We start from the raw sequence: 15250 nt of genomic DNA, 5'->3' as shown, positions 1-15250 counted from the left end.
CCACCTGGGAGAACGCGTATGTTCCCGAACCTCTCCGCCCCGCCCCAGACGACGGTGCTGTGGCCGATCGGCACCCGCCAATACTCGCCGAAATCCCGCCGAGCTCTGCGCCGCACCGTGCTGCTGGCCCAAGCGGCCGGCCTCACCGTCGCTCACACCCACGACCACGGACGCCTGCACCGCATGCACCTGCTCACCCTGACCGGCCCCTCCTGGGCCATACGGGACTACTGGAAGCGCATGCTCCGCATCCTGCCCACCCTCGACCGCAGCGGGAACTACCGGTGAGCGGCCCGGTCGATCCGCCCGCCGTGACCACACCCGACGATGAGACGTCCGCGCTCGGCGTCCTGTTCTGGGCTCCGCTCGGCACCGACCCTGACGACTCGGACGCATGGCAGGAGATCGGGACCGTCGATGACGTCGCGTTCGAACTGCCCGACGAGGAACCGGCCCTCGCGGAATGGTCCGCGCCGCTCCTACCTCGCACCTTCACCATGCCGATCCAAGGCGGCGGCCTTACCTGGTGGGGCCACCTCGTGCTCTTCCACCGCTCTCACCCGGCCGCGCGCCGCGCCAAGACCGAGTACCACCGGAGACGCCGATGATCCGCAACCTGAAGAAGCTTCAGCCGCGCCGGTACCTCTACCTCGCCCGCAAGTACTGGCGGATGAACCCCTGGCGGCACTGGTGGCTGCTCCACGTGTGGGACGCCATCCGCGCCGACCTACGAGAGGAAGGCCAACCATGGACATCCTCAGAAGACGCCGTGCCCGCACCCCTCACCAGGGTCATACAGACCTGCTCCGCGTGTCCCTCCCAGTGGGACGCCTGGACCACCACAGGCCAGTACCTCTACCTCCGCTACCGGTCCGGCCGAGGCACCGTCGACACCTACGACAACCCCGACTCCGACACCTGGACCGAAGTTCCAGACGGCTGCGTCGCATACTTCGAGCAGGGCGACGGCTGGGACGGGGAAATCACCCTGGAGGACTTCCTCTCTGCTGCTGGCCTGGAGTTGGCGCCGGATGCGGAGGTGTCATGACCCCCGCCGAGGCTGCGGCCCGCGCCGCCCGAAAGAACGGCGTCTTCCTCTACGACGAGGTGGCGGCCGAGATCGCTCGCGCGGTGCTCGAAGCGCACGACACCGTGTACCAGGTCCGGGAGGCGGTCCCGAAAGAAGTCTGGGCAGCCCCCGACGCCCAGACTCACATCCGGAGGGGCCTGCGGAAGAGCCTCATGGCGGAACTCGCCGACAAGGAACTGCTGCCTGTCGCATTGCCCACGGAGTCTCTGCGCTACCTCGCGTATGGCTACTGGATGACCAAGACCAGTGCGTACGCGCCGCCGGGTGTCGCCATGCGCGCGTGGGCGGATTCGTACGTCGGGGACGAGGTACCCGCCAACCTAGCTGAGACCGACACCGTGGCGTGGGAGACCGTGGAGGTCACGCTGACGGTCCCCGTCAGGGAGGCGACAGCGTGAACCGCCCCCGCTTCTCGTGGCTGTCGCCCCGGCTGGAGTCTCGCCGTCGTGATGACGGCGGCTGGATCGTCTACAAGGGGCCAGCCCGGCTGGAACACGAAGACCCGGCGCGGTGGCGGCACGTGCAGGTCGAGATCGTCATACCCGCCGAAGACGAGCGTGAGCTCGCGCTCCGCGTCGCGTCCCTCGACTCCTTCCCCCGATTCAACCCGCCACAGCCGTCGCCGATCGTGGAGGTCGGTCCTGCCGACCCAGGGCTCCGGCCAGACGGAGAGCGGGTGGATCGCAGCATCCCGTTCCTGATCCCGTCTGCCACGGCGCCCCGCCTGGCCGGGGAATGGAGTGTGGTCCTTCCCCGTTCAGCCACCCCCGGGGCGGTTGTGCGGTTGCGCACCAGCCTGCTCTCAGCGCGGCACCTACTCGCCGTTCCCTACGGCCCGTTGGAATGGGAGGCCATCCTTGAAGTCGACGAATGGATGGAGACCCCACACGTTCAGGCGTCCCCTGGTGGTGAGGACTCCCAGCAGGCCGGGCAGTAGCCGTACCGCAGCTTCCCTGCGGTCGTCTCAGCGGAGCAGCCCTTGCATTTCCTCGGCTGCTCCGCTGCCGGGATGTTGGACTTCACCACGCCCCGCTCCCACGCATACTGCTTCCGCTTCCCCGGCTTCCGGCCGGTGCGCCGGCCGCCGTGCGTCATGTCCCTGGCCATTAGGGCAACGTAGCGCGGGGGTGTAAGGAAATCACTGCGGCGGGGCCGGGTGGACCTCCAGCCACTCGCGCGGGTGCCCGCCGACCTGCCGCATCAGCACCGTGGTGAGGAACGGGACCGAGAACCACCAATGGATCGACTCGATCTCCATGTAGCCGTTGTGGTTCCGGCGCTCCCGCCGCGATTCAAGCCAATGTTCGGCCAGGCGCAGGCAGCGGCTGCCGTACTCGATACGGGTTATGTCCCACACGGGAGGCTCGTCCTCTGGCGCGGTGTTCACCTTCGTTGCCCAGGCGTGGAGGAGCGGGCGGATCTTCGCGTGCCAATCCTCGGCGGGAACGTCGAGCAGACGCACGGCGGCGAAGTCCAGGGGCATCATGAGCGCATCGACGGCCGTCAGGTCGTCGGCTTCGACGGCCGCGCGCAGCTGGTGCGGGTTGGGCGCCGTGTCCGGCTGCTCGTCCAGGAGCAGCGCGTACGTCAGAGCCAGCACCCACGTGTAGTCCAGGTGATAGCCGTGGGATGGCTTCTCCCGGAAGCGGTCTGTGAGGGACTGGGCGCGGCCGAGGGGGAGGTTCGCGGCCTGGCAGGTGGCCCAGCCGGTGCGGGGCTTTCCGTTCCGGTCGACCGGGTGCCAGGTCTCGCACACGTAGCCCGGGTGCGGGCTGCCGTCGCATCCGTGCGTGCAGGGCGTCGTCACGATCGGGTACAGGCGTGGCGGCTCGCTCAGCAGCTCGGTGGTCTCCCGGTCCAGCGCGCGGGCGGCAGCGTTGTACGCCTCGCCGGTCGCGGCCATGCGACGCCGGATGTCGTTCTTCCTCGCGGAGTTCTTCGTCATGGTCAGAGCCCTTCAGGCCAGGGTGCCCACGCCACCCCGCCAGGGATCGTCAAACCATGCGGCGAAGCGGAAGTTCATCTCTCACGCGATCCGGGGGACCTTGTCCTCGTCGCCTCCCGGCGCGTGGGGCCGGAGGCTCGGAAGCGGGCGGGCGTGGCCGCCGCTGGCACTACCGTACGCTAGCGACCCACCCCTGTGGAGGTTCACTCGAACGATGCGCCGCTCGGCGAGCCCAGACGGTAGCGGCCCCGGCCCGGCACTCTGTGCGGCATGGCTGCGGGCATCTTCGACTTGGACATCGAGCAGGGATCTGACTGCACGTGGGTCCTGACGCTCACCAGCAAGCCCCCCGACCCGCAACCCATCGTGTTAACCGGGTACACGGCTCGCGCTCAGATCCGCCCCAGCCGTGGCCGCGACACCGCAGTCCTGCACGAACTCACCACCGCCAACGGGCGGCTGGTCATCGACGGCCCTGCCGGAACCATCACCATCCACATCCCCGGAGACGAGTCCACCCCGTGGGTGTGGACCGAAGGCGTCTACGACCTGGAGCTCGTCTCCCCGTCCGGGGCGCCGACTCGTCTCCTCATGGGCGCGGTCCGTGTGGACCCGGAGGTGACCCGTTGACCGGCATCGACGTCACTGTGCAGCCAAGCGGCGGCGTCGACGTCACGGTGCAGCAGGCCAGCACCGTGGACGTCACCGTCGCCCTCCCCGGCATCCAAGGCGCCACCGGCCCACCCGGGGAGCCGGGACCTCCCGGCGCTCAAGGCCCACCGGGAGCACCGGGCGAGCCCGGTCCGCCCGGAGAAGACGGGGAACCTGGTCCGCCTGGCCCCGAGGGCGGCGCTGTCCAAGTCGACCACACGATCGCGAACCCGGCCACCGTGTGGGAGGTCACCCACACCATGGTCCGGCAGCCGACCGTCACGACCACCACCGCCGATGGGGAACTCGTCGAGGGCGACGTGTCCTACCCCACCGCCTCCACCGTCCGCGTCACCTGGGCCGTGCCCATGGCCGGTCTGCTTCGCCTCACCTGATCACGCAACTCACACCTCGGGGGACCTCGTCATGCCGAACTGGTATTCGCAGCACAAGTTCAACAAGATCCCCGTCCTCGGACTGGTTCCGGAGTCCGGCGGCACCGAGCCGGACAGCCCCGCCGTGGGCCAGCTTTGGGTCGACACCACGGCGGGGAAGGTGAAGTGGCGTACCCCCGGCTCCGCGTGGATGGCCGTCGACGACGTCGCCGATGGCGCGGTCACGGACGCGAAGGTCGCCGCCGGGGCGAACATCGCCCTCAGCAAGCTGGCCACCAACCCGTTGGCCCGCGCCAACCACACCGGCACCCAGGCCGCCAGCACCATTTCCGACCTGGCCACCACGGTCAAGGCGTACCGGCTGGATGAGTTCGCCACCCCGACCGCTGATATCCCCATGGGAGGGATGAAGCTCACCGGGCTGGCCGCACCCACCAACCCCAACGACTCCGCCCGCCTGGCGGACGTTCAGGCCGCGCAGGCGGGCATCGACATCAAGCCGTCCGTCCGGGTGGCGACCACGGCGAACATCGCCCTGTCGGGGCTGTTGACGATCGACGGCGTCACTCTGGTCGCCTCCGACCGGGTGTTGGTGAAGAACCAGACCGACGCCACCCAGAACGGCTTGTACGTCGCCGCGTCCGGCGCGTGGGCGCGCAGCAGCGACACCCTCACCGCGAACACGTTCGTGTTCGTCGAAGAGGGCTCGGCCATGGGCGATTCCGCGTGGATGATCACCACGGACGGGGTCATCACCCCCGGCAGCACGTCGATCGCGTGGGCGCAGTTCGGCGCGGGCGGCGGCATCTCCGCAGGCGCTGGTCTGACCCTCACCGGGTCTGTCCTCGACGTCGTCGCCGCAGACGGCAGCATCGTGGTGGACACCGACTCCATCGCGGTCGGCCTCGTCAGCATCGCCCAGGGTGGCACCGGAGCCACCACCGCCGCCGGGGCACGGTCCGCGCTCGGAGCGAAGGGCTCCTACTCCGAGAACCTGCCCGCGCTCACCGCCGGCGTCTGGGCCGACGTCGTCCACGAGCTCGGCACCGAGGACATCGCTGAGCCGTCGTTCCGGGACCTGTCCACCGGCGAGTTCGTCCGCCTCGACGCGAAGGTGGTGGACGCCGACACCGTCGCGGTGCGCGCGGACCTCCCCGTGTCGGCGGACACGATCCGGATCACGGTGATCGGCTGATGGGCCTGCACCTGGCGGCGATCCGCCTCGCCCAGCTCTCCACGCCGCCCGCCGCGCCCCCGCCCGGGGAAGTCGTCTTCTACGCCGGCGCGGACGGTCGCCTGTACCGGCGCCCCGCCAGCGGAGCCGCTGTCGTCGTCTCACCGAACGCCTCCGCGGTGCTGCCCGCCGACACGGTGGTCACCGAGGACACACGGGCCGATGTGCCCGGCCTGGGAATCGGCGTGACGCCCGGCAGCTACCAACTCAGCGGGACCATCTGGGCAACCATCGACCCAGGGATGTGGGGGACGGCGTGGGTCGGCGCCCCGGCCGGTACCCGGCTCACGGCAACCTACGACCTCGCCACCACAGGCGACTTCGGCGACGGCAGCGACTTCGGTCAGCTGACCGGAACCGACTCCAGCTTCGCCTTCGCCTACCCGCACGCGAGGACGGCCGCCGTGGTGCTCTCCGGAGGGATCGTGGTCACCGAGCCGGGCACGGTCCGCCTCCAGGCGGCGCACTCCCGCAACGCGTTGGCCCGCGCCTTCGACGAGGAGTTCGGCAACCTCAACGAGGAGGCCGGCTGTGTCTACGAGTGGGTTGACGACATCGGCCACACCGCGCCGGGCGCGGTCCGGGTGACTCCCGACGACAGTGGCGACGACGTGATCGCCGGGCTCAGCACCCAGGGCGGGGACATCGAGGCGGGGGCCTACCAGGCGTCGGCGTGGCTGTACTCCCCCATGGGGTGGGGGCAGGCGGGTATCACCATCACCTGGTGGTCGAACTTCGACGAGGAGCTGGGCTCCGAGTCCGAGGTGACCGCGATCGCCGCGGGCACGTGGACGGAGTACGTCATCAACGCCGCCGCCCCCGAGGGCGCGTATAGGGCGACGCTGAGAGTCGTCATGCTGGGCGCACCCACCGGTGAGGACGTGCTGTACTTCGACGACGTCGCGATCGACAGCGTCGGCTCCCAGCTCACCCTGGCACAGGGGTCGTTCTTCTGCCTCACCCGCATTTGACATCCTCCCCTCCCTAAAAGGGAGGGGATTCCTGGCTCAGGCAGCCTCCTGGAGCGGCGCTCCAGGAGGTCTTACGCCCTCGACACCAGCCGGGTTGAGACCAGCCCGGTTGAGCATTACGCGGGCGGAGTTCTTGTCCCTGGGGGAGGAGACTCCGCATGCGGTGCAGGTGTAGGTGCGTTCTGACAGCGGCAGTGCGTGCTTGGTTCTCGCTCCGCACTGCGCGCAGTCCATAGTGGTGTGGGCGGGGTCGACCAGGTGGACGGCCCTGCCGTGTTTGCGAGCCATCTCGACCAGGGCGGTCTTGGTGGCGCCGATCGCGCCGTCGGCGGCTTTGCGAGCCATGGTGGACTTGGCCAGGAACTTCGGCTTGAAGTCCTCCACCGCCAGCACGTCGTGGTCGCGCACCACGGCCTTGGCCCATTTGCGGGCCGTGTCCTGGCGTTGCCGGGTCACCTTACGGTGGGCTTTGGCGGCCTGGCGCTTGGCCGTGCGGTAACCCTTCGAGGCGTCCTGCCCGCGCTCCGGCTTTCGGCGGGCCATCATCTTCTGATACCTGGCCAGTTTCGCCGCCGCGTTCCGGCCATGCTGGGGGTGGGGCAGGTCGTGGGTGTCGCTGGTGGTCGTGGCGATCTCTTTGACGCCCCAGTCGATGCCGATCGCCCGGCCGGTGGCGGGTAGTGTCTCGGTCGGGGCTGGCACGACGAAGGAGGCGTACCAGTGGCCCAGGGGGTCGCGGTAGACGCGCACACTGGACGGCTCGGCGGGCAGTACGCGCGACCACACCACGGTCAGGGCGATACCTCCGGCCAGGTGCAGGCGCCCGTCCTTGAGCCGGAAACCTCGTCGGGTGTAGTTCAGCGTCAGCGCCGCCAGGTCCTTCTTCTTGAAGCGCGGCATGCCCGCCCGCCGACGCATCGGCAATCGGTCCTTGATGTCTTTGAGCGCCTTGGCGCGCGACTTGCCAAAGTCGCGGATGATCTGCTGCTGGGGCACTGATCCGCCCTCGCGCAGCCACTCGTGCTCGCCGCGCCAGCCGGTCAGCATCTTGTCCAGGGCGGCCGGGCCGCACTTCTGCCCGGTTTTGTGTGCGGCGCGGGAGGTGACGACGCACTCGTTCCACACCCACCGGCACCGGTCCCACTCGGCCGTCAGGGCGGCGAGCGCGGAGGACGACACGCGCAGCCGGTAGGTGTACCGGGCGTGCCCGGCCTCCGGCTCAGTCGGCGTCGTCATGGTGTCATCATACCTCATTGAGGTCGCTACCATGGTGTCATGGAATCCGAGAAGCGCATCACCCTGAGGATCCCCGACGACCTGCATACCCGCCTGGTCGCCCGCGCCGGGCGCCAGCGGCGCTCCCTGAACTCCGAAATCCTCTGCCTGCTGGAAGACGGCCTTGCCGCCGATCACGACGGATCGACGGCTCCTGCCCCGCCACGCGGGAGGCCGGATTCCTCCCCGGCCTGAAGGCCGGAGCGTCCTCCGGTTTTCTCGGTGAGTCGTGTTCGCCGAACCGGGGTCGTCGCCCACCGCCCCTCCAAGGTGGGGGTGACGACCCCGGTTCGGCTTCCGCTGTGCAGGCCCTGCACAGCGGAACCGTATATCTAATTCGGTCGGCGAAATCGTTTCCACAGGTTAAGCCCTATGACCATAGGGTCACAAGTCCCTAGCGCATAGTAGTGCTGTGACCATAAGTGGTTGTGAAGATCGACTTCGGCGCCGACCGGCCGCACCACCGCCAGCTCGCCGACATCCTGCGCGCCGACATCACCGCAGGCCGCCTCAAGCCCGCCCAGCAACTCCCATCGCAGAACAGGCTGATGCAGCAGTACGGGCTCGGCTCCGTCGCCGTACGACAGGCACTAGCCATCCTGCGCCACGAGGGTCTCATCACCACGACCCGAGGCGAAGGATCAGCCGTCATGGTGTATGACCGCAAGCCCTACCACGTCGCCCCCGGCGCCGACGTCGAATTCCGCATGCCCTCCCCCACCGAGCGGCGCGAACTCCGCGACGAAGCCGCAGACGAGACCGCGATGCCCGAAGGGGTGCCGATCGCCGTCATCACGCCAGGCCCGCGCAAGCACCGGGTGATGCTGCGCGGCGACCGGTGGCGTCTGGTGTTCGGCGACGAAGGCGAGACCGGCAGGCCCGGAGCCTAGTCGTCGGTCTCGTCGGCTTCGCTTTCCTGCGGCGGGTAGAGCTGGTCGAAGGCGTTACCGACCTGCGTTGCGCATGCTTTCGCGATGTTCCAGACCCCGGCGCCTGCGGCCATGGAGACCACCTCGGCCGTGTCCCAATACTCCAACGCGAGCTGGAAGACCACCAGGAACGTGACCGCGTAAACGTAGGAGACGACGATCAGCCGCATCTGCTTACGCGTGAAGGACGGGACGGCGTTCTCGTCAGGCAGCCACGGTGAGCCGAGCGCCCCCTCCGGCAGCGTGGACGGATCCTCGTCCTCGTCCTCGTCCTCGTCCTCGTCTTCGTCGTGGGGAGCCTCCCCCGGGGTGGGCAGGTATTTCATCGGGGAGGGCGCGTCCCGGGTGGCGTCAGCGAACGCTTCAGCCACCGTGGAGGTCGCCGCCAGCTTCGCCAGCAGATCGTTCACCTGCTGGCCGTAAACGCCACCTCGTAGAGGCGAAGCCCCTTGCAGCCCCGCCGTCTTCGCCAGACGCTGCGCCGCCTCCACAAGCGGTGCCGTCGCCGAAGCCGCCATCGAGGCGTGCATCTGGTCAATGCCGGCCGAAGTCCTCATCGAGGCGTGAAGCCGCTCGATGCTCGAGGTCATCCCCGACGCGCGCATGAGGTTCTGGCCTAGCTGCCGGTTCAACTGCTGCTGTCGTGTGATGAGCTGCGCCAGGGGCGAGTCAACGACGCGGGAAAAGGGGTCCTGGGGCACGCACGCACTGTATCCGGGACCCGGCGCTGCCACGCGTCACCTTCGGAGGATCACAGCCGGTTTCAGATTGCTCACGCGACACACCCTGAAAACCTGTCACGCGTGGTTCTGATTCAGATATGGTCAGCCGCTATGAGTGGACTGAACCGTGGGCGAGCTACCGATGCCCGTCGCGGCGCGAAGCCGGGCCGCGTCCCTAAGGGGGGCCACCGCCAGAGCGTCCGTTTCACGCACGACGACATCTACCAGCGCGCCCAGAGCACGTGGAAGATCCTGGGGTTCGACAGCTTCTCGTCGCTGATGGACTTCACCGTCGCGATCGCGCTCGGCAAGTGGAAGTCGTTCGGGTTCGAGTCCGAGCAGGAGAGCCGCGACTACCTCGCCGCGCTCGGCCGGGGGGAACTGATCGCGCCGCCGCACCTGCGCGACGACCAGGCGATGCTGCCACTCACCCAAGACTGCGCCGCGTAACCACGACGGCCGCACCCCGCCACATCCCCGAGGGAGATCCATACCAGCAGCGTGATCTACGGATGACTCCGTAGAAAACAAGAAGGCCCCCGCGCGTTTCGCCGACCAAAGCTACTGCGCGGAGACCTTCTTTCAAGCGACACCCGGCCCGGCTCGTCGAGGCTGGCGCTTCTGCGTGCCTGGCCGGAGTCCTGACGTCAGGAGCCACGATAGACGATGGCACCCTGGCTCTGCCAGTCATGCCCGAATTCGGCGTGTCGGATTCGGGTGATATTCGCCGAGCCACGCCAGAAAACTCCATACCGGCCCAGGAGCCTGGGCACGACACGCTGACCGCCGCCATGACGTGGGCGCTGTTTGCGCCGCGCCTCGGCGCGGGCGACCGCGTCCGCCTGTCCAAGACCGTCGCCGCTGGGAAACATCAGTACCCCGGCCGTGATGAGGTCGCGCTGACCGCCCGGCTCCCCGCATACGTCGCCGCGGTGTACGTCTACCGGCACGGCCTGACGAAGGTCCTGTTCGGCGACTTCGACGTGAAGAAAGCGATCGTCGCAGGCTCGGTCGACCCGGTGGCGCTGGTCGGCTGGGAGTCCGCCGACTTCGCCCGCCTCATCACCAAGTGCGGCGGCCACAGCTTCGGCGACCAGGCCCCGGGCGGCGGCCGTCACCGGTATGTGCCGTGGGCGGCGAACATCGGTTTCGGCGACATGCGGCGCGTCGCCCAGGCCCTCGCCCGCCGCTACGTCACGTTCGACCCCGCGCCGATGCTGAACATCCGTGAAGGGCTGATCACCCCGCCCGGGGCGTGGCACCGCAGCGGCGGCTTCCGGGCGCTGACCGACCCCGTCTCCCACGCTCAGCGTGTGCTGGACGAGCCCAACGGCCCTGACGTGTGGTCGCGACTTCTGGACGCGCTCCAGCCGGAGTTGGAAGCCCTGGAAACCGCCCTCCTGGCTGAGGCATCCCCAGACGCCGCCACCGTCGACGTCGTCCTCGAGGAAGTCGCGGCCGGAATACGGCAGAAACGGGCCGCGCCCAGTGATCAGGCTGCGTGGGCTGTCGACGAGGACGGCGTCGACTGGCTTCCCCGCCCGGACGGTCCCCTGCCGCGCCTGTCTCCCCTGCGGGAGCAGATCGCCAAGACCGGAGAGTTCGACGCCAGCGTCTACGGCTCCCCCTCCGAAGCCCGCCAGGCCGTCCTGTCCAGCGCTGTCTCCTGCGGGTGGAGGCTGGCCGACGTCGCTGCCCGGATGCGCGCCGGCGACTGGCCCGGCCTTGTCGGCTTCTACGCCCGCTACCGCGACGACCGGCAGAGAGTCCAGGCGTTGCAGGCGGATTGGAAAAAAGCGGTCCACTGGATCGCGGAGCGGGAGTTTGGCCGCGAGATCCACACAGGGGGGAGTACTCACAGGGGGGGTTCCGGGGAGGGGGTTCGGGCCGAGGTGAGACCTCCGACGTCTGGGACGGATCCTATCTCGGAGCTTCGGAAATCCCGGCGATGGTATTCGGCGTACGTCGCTGCGGTGCGGAACCAGCGGTGGGCGGGGCGAAAGCTCATTACGGTTCGCAGGGTGCTGCTGGCGATGCTCAAGGCCGCGCAGCTTCGCCACAGCATGGTCGTAGGCTTCGGAGTGCGGGAGCTTGCGCTGCTGGCCTGCCTGGACTACTCCACGGTGGCCAAGACCTTGAAGGATCTGAGAGAGGAACCCGATCCGTTTCTCGACTTGGTGGAGGAACACCACGGGGACCGGCCGGACGTCTACCACCTGATCGTGCCACACACCTACGCCGAAGCCGCCGCGTGGCGGCGCCTGCGGCCCGGCCGACTCGGTGGTATTCACCAGGTGTTCCGGGAGCTGGGCGGGCCGGCCGCGTTCGTGTACGAGCAACTGGGCGACGTGCCGATCCGAACCTGTGACGTTCCGGGGCTGGCGGTGCTGTCGGTGACCGCCACGAACGACGCCCTACACATCCTCGCTGAGCACGACCTGGCGAGACGTACACGCTGGGGGTGGGTGCGCGGGTCGGCCGACCCGGACAAGGTAGCCGAGCATCTCGGCGTGCCGGAGGTCGTCGCCGGGATCGTGAAGAAGTACCGGCGGCAGCGCGCCGAGTGGCGGGCGTTCCTCGCGATCGTGGACGCCTTCGGCCCAACCGACACAGAGACAGAAGAGGATCCGATCCCGTTGGAGGACATCATGGCCGCGGGTCCTCCCCCATGGATGGAAGACGAACCGCATGGCCCGCCGGTAGCGTCCGGGACCGGAATATCACCCGATCTGTTCGGAGCCGTTCGAAGTTGTTCAGCCCGGTAGCCGATGGCGTCAGCAGCGGAAATACTGACGTTGCCACCTTTCTTATCGAGTTCTGACCAGGCCGATCCAGAGGGCAAAAAATAAGGCGCTCCGGTGTTGCCGCACCGGCCGCCCGAGGGACCCAGAGGCATGCTGGGTCCCTCTCAGCCTGCACCGGTCCCGGTTCCCGAACAGGCCAACTCGCGGTTGTGTGAATCCTCTAGATCGTCGGCGGGTGATCGCCGTACCGTTGTGTCATGTCGTCCGAGGCTGACGTGCCCGCCCTGTTCGACGTCGCCGACCCTACCGACGCCGACCAGGCCGCGCGGCTGCTCACCGACCGGTACGCGTTCGGCGACGACCGGTGGGCGTGGCAGGAGCACGGCGTCACCCTCTCCCCCGACGCTGCGGCGCTCGCCGTGCTGGCCGACCCGTCCCCCAGCGCGGACGCTCTCGTCGCGCTGCTGGCACTCACCCCGTCTGGGCGAGCGGTGTGGGACCTGCACGAACAGCTCGTCATGACACTCGCCCGCACCCTCCCGCAGCCGGTGCCGTGGGAGACCCTCGGCCGGGCGCTGGGCACGTCCAAGCAGGGCGCCCAGCAGCGTTTCGAGCGGCGCCAACGAGACGCCCCCCGCCTGGAGGCATACCGGCCCACCCTGGACCGGCCCCGCCCCACAGGTGGGCGGGCGTGGCTGGACGAACACGCGAGCGAGCTCCGCCACCGGGTGGCGATGGTGCTGGAGTTCCACCGCCCCGAACTGCTCGACATCGACTCGGCGACTGCGTTCGCCGCCCACGACCTCGGCCGCATCCACTACATGCTCGGTGACGCCGACGTACTGGCCGGCGCCCGCCGTCTGGTGGACGTGATCGAGCGTGCGGTGGCGGGGCGGGCGCATCTGCCGGTGTGGGATCAGGTGCGGCTGTCGTCGCAGGCCCGTGCGGCTGTTGACCGGCTCACGGCTTTGGTGCGTTCGGCCCGGTAGGGCTGACTCTTCGCGCATGTGAGCCCGCGTGCTTCCACCGTGGGCTGTTTCGGTGTTTCCGCAGGTCACTACGTGTAGACGTTAACTCCTTCGCTGCGTAACTTTCCGCCTCGCCATGAACGCGCGCCCTTCTCATGCAACACCCATAGACGCTTATTAGAAAGTAAGCTATTTTATGAGGTGTTAAATGGGTGGCCGTGTGGAGCTGCCCGAACACCGGAAGGAACACGCATGCCGACGAAAACCGGCCCGGCCCGGAGGTACCGCAGACGCGACCGACGTCTCACCCTCACCGAGCACGACACCCTGGCCGCGGTCTACGTCGGCGGCCCCCCCTGCTCGCGTACCCGGCCCCGCGTCACCACCGTGACCCGCCTGCCCGGCGGAGTGTGGCTGTCGATCAACGTGACCCAGGGAGCCGCGCTCCTCACCCGTATCGACCTCGCGGCCCCCGGCCTGCCCTGGCCGCCCCCGCCTCGCCGCCTTCGCCGCATCCTGCGCGCCTGCCCGTGACCGAGGAGACGACCATGACGCAGCCCGCTGCCCGCCCCGCACCGGAAACGCTCGCCGGAGTGTGCGTCCCCGCCGGAACGTACAACCCGAACATCGAGGACCCGCGCCGCCCCAGCATCGCCCGACAGCGCAAGCACGCCACCGACCTGGTGTACCGGGTCTTCCAGGCGTACGGACTCGACTTCGACGCCTGGGAGATGGGAACCCCGCTGCCGCCGGGTCTCGCCGAGGACCTCCGGCGCGGTGTGGACATGTACGACGAGCTGATCGTCGACTACATCGCCAGCCTGACGATCGACCCCTCCGAGGAGCCTATGGAGGAGGAGCCGTGCCACGCCGAGCCGACCGCGACCGCCGCGTGACCCCGCAGCCCGCGATGCGTGAACTGATGGCGCTCGTCGCCGCGATGCGCCCCGACTGGGACCCCGAGCAGATCATCGCCGAGTTGGCCGGATGCCCCTGGTCACTGCGCCTGGCCGTCGAAGCGGTCCGCGCGACCGCCACCGACGACGACCGGCTCCGCGTGGCCAACGCCTTCGTCTTCACCCCTTCCCACCGCGTCTCGGCGACCGCCGAGCAGCTCGCCGCCTACACCGACTACATCCGGCGGCACCTGCCGTCCGGGAGAACGGGCCACACCGATGACTGACCTTCCGCCCGTCTCCGACCTCTACACCGACGAGGAGCGGAACCTGATCGCCTCCCGGCTCCTCCCGATCGCCGCGCACCTCGTCTGCGCGATCCGAGACGAAGGCCCCGACGCGACAGCCGACATCATCAGGGACCTGTCCCCCTCCGACTGGGTGGCCTTGACCGGCCTCCTCGCCGCGCTCGTGCCAACCGACAAGTCCCTGCCGGAACTGCTGGCGTGGACCGACGACGTCTGGCCCCTGGGAGCGGAGAACCTCCCCGCGTGGCTCATCCCGTTCGCCGCCGACCGGGAGCCTCACCGCAACCCGTGCGGCACCCACGCCGGATTCAACCGCCACAAGGCCAACAACGAGGACATCTGCGCCCGCTGCGCCGCCGCCGAGCGCGCCTACCAGCGAGCGCACAAGCGCCACCAGACTGCCCAGCGGCACGCGGCGAACGCCCGCCGTCTGGCCGTCGCATGACCGCGCCCGCTGAGCCCGCGTGGCTCGCCGCCGACCCCTATCCGGCCCCGCCCGGCGGTGGTCCCCACTGGGAGGACTGCGAGCGCGTCCACCCTGGGTGCGCCTACCGCCTCGGCCGCCAGTCCGTCCCCCATCCGCAGGAGACCCCGGTGCCCTCCCCCACGCCCAAGGCGACGTTCCCGCCGAACATGCAGCGCTACGTCGCCGAAGCGGTCATCCGCGTCGCCCTGGACCGGCACCCGCACCTGCCCATGGTTGCAGCCCTCACCGGTAACCCCCCGCACGCCCACGGCAACCAGGGATACCGCCGCAGGACCGACTGCGGGGCACGCGGCGTCATCCACCTCTATGCCACCCTCACCGGCATCAAAGTCAGCGGCACCGGCTGGCCCACCCACCCCGGCGGGAGTGAGCGGAGGGTGTGCAACCCGCCGATCCTCATCCCCTACCCGCCCGGCCCCGCCGCCGAAATCCTGTCGGCCACCTACCGGGCAGCCGTCGACCAGGTCATCGACACCGTCGCCAACCTGATCCGCCGCACCCGAGACGAGCACGACACCGCCGCCGCTGGCGACGAGGCCGCGGAGCGGGCGGCGCTCGCCGGCGCGTGCGCCGACGAAGCCGCCTACCTGTGACCTACGGGCAGGCATCCGCCTCCCGCCCCTTCTCCACCCCCA

At 69.2% G+C, this 15250-nt stretch carries 22 protein-coding genes; 19 read left to right on the top strand and 3 right to left on the bottom strand.

All coding sequences use genetic code 11. The features are described 5' to 3' along the window. Positions 1-18: 18 nt before the first annotated feature. From ABT352_RS32935 to ABT352_RS32915, 5 genes are read left to right on the top strand one after another with little or no spacing between them, the layout of a single operon-like run. Positions 19-288 (top strand): hypothetical protein, encoded by a 270-nt coding sequence (locus ABT352_RS32935; RefSeq protein WP_350948908.1) that lies wholly within the window; start codon positions 19-21, stop codon positions 286-288. After that, the gene (locus tag ABT352_RS32930) at positions 285-608 is read left to right on the top strand and encodes a hypothetical protein (protein WP_350948907.1); all 324 of its coding nucleotides are present in this window, start codon (positions 285-287) and stop codon (positions 606-608) included. The genes ABT352_RS32935 and ABT352_RS32930 overlap by 4 nt, the downstream gene beginning before the upstream one ends. Further along, the gene (locus ABT352_RS32925) at positions 605-1048 is read left to right on the top strand and encodes a hypothetical protein (protein ID WP_350948906.1); all 444 of its coding nucleotides are present in this window, start codon (positions 605-607) and stop codon (positions 1046-1048) included. Before ABT352_RS32930 ends, ABT352_RS32925 begins: the two co-directional genes overlap by 4 nt. Beyond that, a complete protein-coding gene (locus ABT352_RS32920; RefSeq protein ID WP_350948905.1) occupies positions 1045-1488 on the top strand; it encodes a hypothetical protein in 444 nt (147 codons plus the stop codon). Before ABT352_RS32925 ends, ABT352_RS32920 begins: the two co-directional genes overlap by 4 nt. After that, positions 1485-2027, top strand: a complete 543-nt coding sequence (locus ABT352_RS32915) for a hypothetical protein (protein WP_350948904.1) — start codon at positions 1485-1487, stop codon at positions 2025-2027. The genes ABT352_RS32920 and ABT352_RS32915 overlap by 4 nt, the downstream gene beginning before the upstream one ends. Before the next feature lie 201 nt (positions 2028-2228). On the opposite strand, the gene ABT352_RS32910 is transcribed toward ABT352_RS32915, so the two are convergent. Beyond that, positions 2229-3035 carry a hypothetical protein gene (locus tag ABT352_RS32910; protein ID WP_350948903.1) on the bottom strand — a complete coding sequence of 269 codons (807 nt, stop codon included), beginning with the start codon at positions 3033-3035 and terminating at the stop codon, positions 2229-2231. A 270-nt stretch (positions 3036-3305) separates the two neighbouring features. On the opposite strand from ABT352_RS32910, the gene ABT352_RS32905 reads away from it, so the two are divergent. The 4 genes from ABT352_RS32905 to ABT352_RS32890 are packed head-to-tail and all read left to right on the top strand — an operon-like array spanning position 3306 to position 6286. Continuing rightward, a complete protein-coding gene (locus ABT352_RS32905) occupies positions 3306-3665 on the top strand; it encodes a hypothetical protein (protein WP_350948902.1) in 360 nt (119 codons plus the stop codon). Beyond that, positions 3662-4081 carry a hypothetical protein gene (locus tag ABT352_RS32900; protein WP_350948901.1) on the top strand — a complete coding sequence of 140 codons (420 nt, stop codon included), beginning with the start codon at positions 3662-3664 and terminating at the stop codon, positions 4079-4081. Before ABT352_RS32905 ends, ABT352_RS32900 begins: the two co-directional genes overlap by 4 nt. A 31-nt stretch (positions 4082-4112) precedes the next feature. Beyond that, the gene (locus ABT352_RS32895; RefSeq protein ID WP_350948900.1) at positions 4113-5276 is read left to right on the top strand and encodes a hypothetical protein; all 1164 of its coding nucleotides are present in this window, start codon (positions 4113-4115) and stop codon (positions 5274-5276) included. After that, positions 5276-6286 (top strand): hypothetical protein, encoded by a 1011-nt coding sequence (locus ABT352_RS32890; RefSeq protein ID WP_350948899.1) that lies wholly within the window; start codon positions 5276-5278, stop codon positions 6284-6286. The genes ABT352_RS32895 and ABT352_RS32890 overlap by 1 nt, the downstream gene beginning before the upstream one ends. Positions 6287-6322: 36 nt before the next feature. Here ABT352_RS32890 and ABT352_RS32885 read toward each other — a convergent pair whose 3' ends face one another. Continuing rightward, the gene (locus tag ABT352_RS32885; protein WP_350948898.1) at positions 6323-7522 is read right to left on the bottom strand and encodes an RNA-guided endonuclease InsQ/TnpB family protein; all 1200 of its coding nucleotides are present in this window, start codon (positions 7520-7522) and stop codon (positions 6323-6325) included. A gap of 39 nt (positions 7523-7561) precedes the next feature. Between ABT352_RS32885 and ABT352_RS32880 the strand changes: the two genes are divergently transcribed. Next, positions 7562-7756: a FitA-like ribbon-helix-helix domain-containing protein gene (locus ABT352_RS32880; RefSeq protein ID WP_350948897.1), complete on the top strand. Its 195-nt coding sequence runs from the start codon at positions 7562-7564 to the stop codon at positions 7754-7756. Between the two features lie 233 nt (positions 7757-7989). Beyond that, positions 7990-8451: a GntR family transcriptional regulator gene (locus ABT352_RS32875; RefSeq protein ID WP_350948896.1), complete on the top strand. Its 462-nt coding sequence runs from the start codon at positions 7990-7992 to the stop codon at positions 8449-8451. Here the strand turns inward: ABT352_RS32875 and ABT352_RS32870 are convergent. After that, positions 8448-9191: a hypothetical protein gene (locus ABT352_RS32870; RefSeq protein WP_350948895.1), complete on the bottom strand. Its 744-nt coding sequence runs from the start codon at positions 9189-9191 to the stop codon at positions 8448-8450. The two genes, ABT352_RS32875 and ABT352_RS32870, sit on opposite strands and share 4 nt — an antisense overlap. A 132-nt stretch (positions 9192-9323) precedes the next feature. Here ABT352_RS32870 and ABT352_RS32865 point away from each other — a divergent pair, with 132 nt between their 5' ends. The 8 genes from ABT352_RS32865 to ABT352_RS32830 all read left to right on the top strand — a co-directional run bounded on the left by ABT352_RS32865 (position 9324) and on the right by ABT352_RS32830 (position 15208). Next, the gene (locus ABT352_RS32865; protein ID WP_350948893.1) at positions 9324-9662 is read left to right on the top strand and encodes a hypothetical protein; all 339 of its coding nucleotides are present in this window, start codon (positions 9324-9326) and stop codon (positions 9660-9662) included. A 341-nt stretch (positions 9663-10003) separates the two neighbouring features. Beyond that, complete coding sequence (locus ABT352_RS32860) at positions 10004-11977, top strand: hypothetical protein (protein ID WP_350948892.1); 1974 nt, start codon at positions 10004-10006, stop codon at positions 11975-11977. Between the two features lie 236 nt (positions 11978-12213). After that, on the top strand, positions 12214-12945 hold the full coding sequence (locus ABT352_RS32855) for a hypothetical protein (RefSeq protein WP_350948891.1): 732 nt from the start codon (positions 12214-12216) through the stop codon (positions 12943-12945). 231 nt (positions 12946-13176) lie between these two features. Beyond that, positions 13177-13458: a hypothetical protein gene (locus ABT352_RS32850; protein WP_350948890.1), complete on the top strand. Its 282-nt coding sequence runs from the start codon at positions 13177-13179 to the stop codon at positions 13456-13458. A gap of 14 nt (positions 13459-13472) precedes the next feature. Continuing rightward, positions 13473-13820, top strand: a complete 348-nt coding sequence (locus ABT352_RS32845) for a hypothetical protein (protein ID WP_350948889.1) — start codon at positions 13473-13475, stop codon at positions 13818-13820. Then, on the top strand, positions 13787-14107 hold the full coding sequence (locus ABT352_RS32840) for a hypothetical protein (RefSeq protein ID WP_350948888.1): 321 nt from the start codon (positions 13787-13789) through the stop codon (positions 14105-14107). The genes ABT352_RS32845 and ABT352_RS32840 overlap by 34 nt, the downstream gene beginning before the upstream one ends. Beyond that, positions 14100-14573 (top strand): hypothetical protein, encoded by a 474-nt coding sequence (locus tag ABT352_RS32835; RefSeq protein WP_350948887.1) that lies wholly within the window; start codon positions 14100-14102, stop codon positions 14571-14573. Before ABT352_RS32840 ends, ABT352_RS32835 begins: the two co-directional genes overlap by 8 nt. Then, positions 14570-15208: a hypothetical protein gene (locus tag ABT352_RS32830; RefSeq protein WP_350948886.1), complete on the top strand. Its 639-nt coding sequence runs from the start codon at positions 14570-14572 to the stop codon at positions 15206-15208. Before ABT352_RS32835 ends, ABT352_RS32830 begins: the two co-directional genes overlap by 4 nt. The last annotated feature ends 42 nt before the right edge of the window (positions 15209-15250 follow it).

This window comes from Streptosporangium sp. NPDC000563, assembly GCF_040299985.1.
Lineage (GTDB): Bacteria > Actinomycetota > Actinomycetes > Streptosporangiales > Streptosporangiaceae > Streptosporangium.
This window is presented reverse-complemented; position numbering and strand designations above follow the sequence as displayed.

Coding starts and splice junctions, on each gene's coding strand:
- ABT352_RS32880 (WP_350948897.1), top strand. CDS start 7,562: ATGGAATCCGAGAAGCGCATCACCCTGAGGATCCCCGACGACCTGCAT.
- ABT352_RS32910 (WP_350948903.1), bottom strand. CDS start 3,035: ATGACGAAGAACTCCGCGAGGAAGAACGACATCCGGCGTCGCATGGCC.
- ABT352_RS32895 (WP_350948900.1), top strand. CDS start 4,113: ATGCCGAACTGGTATTCGCAGCACAAGTTCAACAAGATCCCCGTCCTC.
- ABT352_RS32850 (WP_350948890.1), top strand. CDS start 13,177: ATGCCGACGAAAACCGGCCCGGCCCGGAGGTACCGCAGACGCGACCGA.
- ABT352_RS32905 (WP_350948902.1), top strand. CDS start 3,306: ATGGCTGCGGGCATCTTCGACTTGGACATCGAGCAGGGATCTGACTGC.
- ABT352_RS32890 (WP_350948899.1), top strand. CDS start 5,276: ATGGGCCTGCACCTGGCGGCGATCCGCCTCGCCCAGCTCTCCACGCCG.
- ABT352_RS32865 (WP_350948893.1), top strand. CDS start 9,324: ATGAGTGGACTGAACCGTGGGCGAGCTACCGATGCCCGTCGCGGCGCG.
- ABT352_RS32835 (WP_350948887.1), top strand. CDS start 14,100: ATGACTGACCTTCCGCCCGTCTCCGACCTCTACACCGACGAGGAGCGG.
- ABT352_RS32855 (WP_350948891.1), top strand. CDS start 12,214: ATGTCGTCCGAGGCTGACGTGCCCGCCCTGTTCGACGTCGCCGACCCT.
- ABT352_RS32845 (WP_350948889.1), top strand. CDS start 13,473: ATGACGCAGCCCGCTGCCCGCCCCGCACCGGAAACGCTCGCCGGAGTG.
- ABT352_RS32925 (WP_350948906.1), top strand. CDS start 605: ATGATCCGCAACCTGAAGAAGCTTCAGCCGCGCCGGTACCTCTACCTC.
- ABT352_RS32860 (WP_350948892.1), top strand. CDS start 10,004: ATGACGTGGGCGCTGTTTGCGCCGCGCCTCGGCGCGGGCGACCGCGTC.
- ABT352_RS32885 (WP_350948898.1), bottom strand. CDS start 7,522: ATGACGACGCCGACTGAGCCGGAGGCCGGGCACGCCCGGTACACCTAC.
- ABT352_RS32935 (WP_350948908.1), top strand. CDS start 19: ATGTTCCCGAACCTCTCCGCCCCGCCCCAGACGACGGTGCTGTGGCCG.
- ABT352_RS32920 (WP_350948905.1), top strand. CDS start 1,045: ATGACCCCCGCCGAGGCTGCGGCCCGCGCCGCCCGAAAGAACGGCGTC.
- ABT352_RS32830 (WP_350948886.1), top strand. CDS start 14,570: ATGACCGCGCCCGCTGAGCCCGCGTGGCTCGCCGCCGACCCCTATCCG.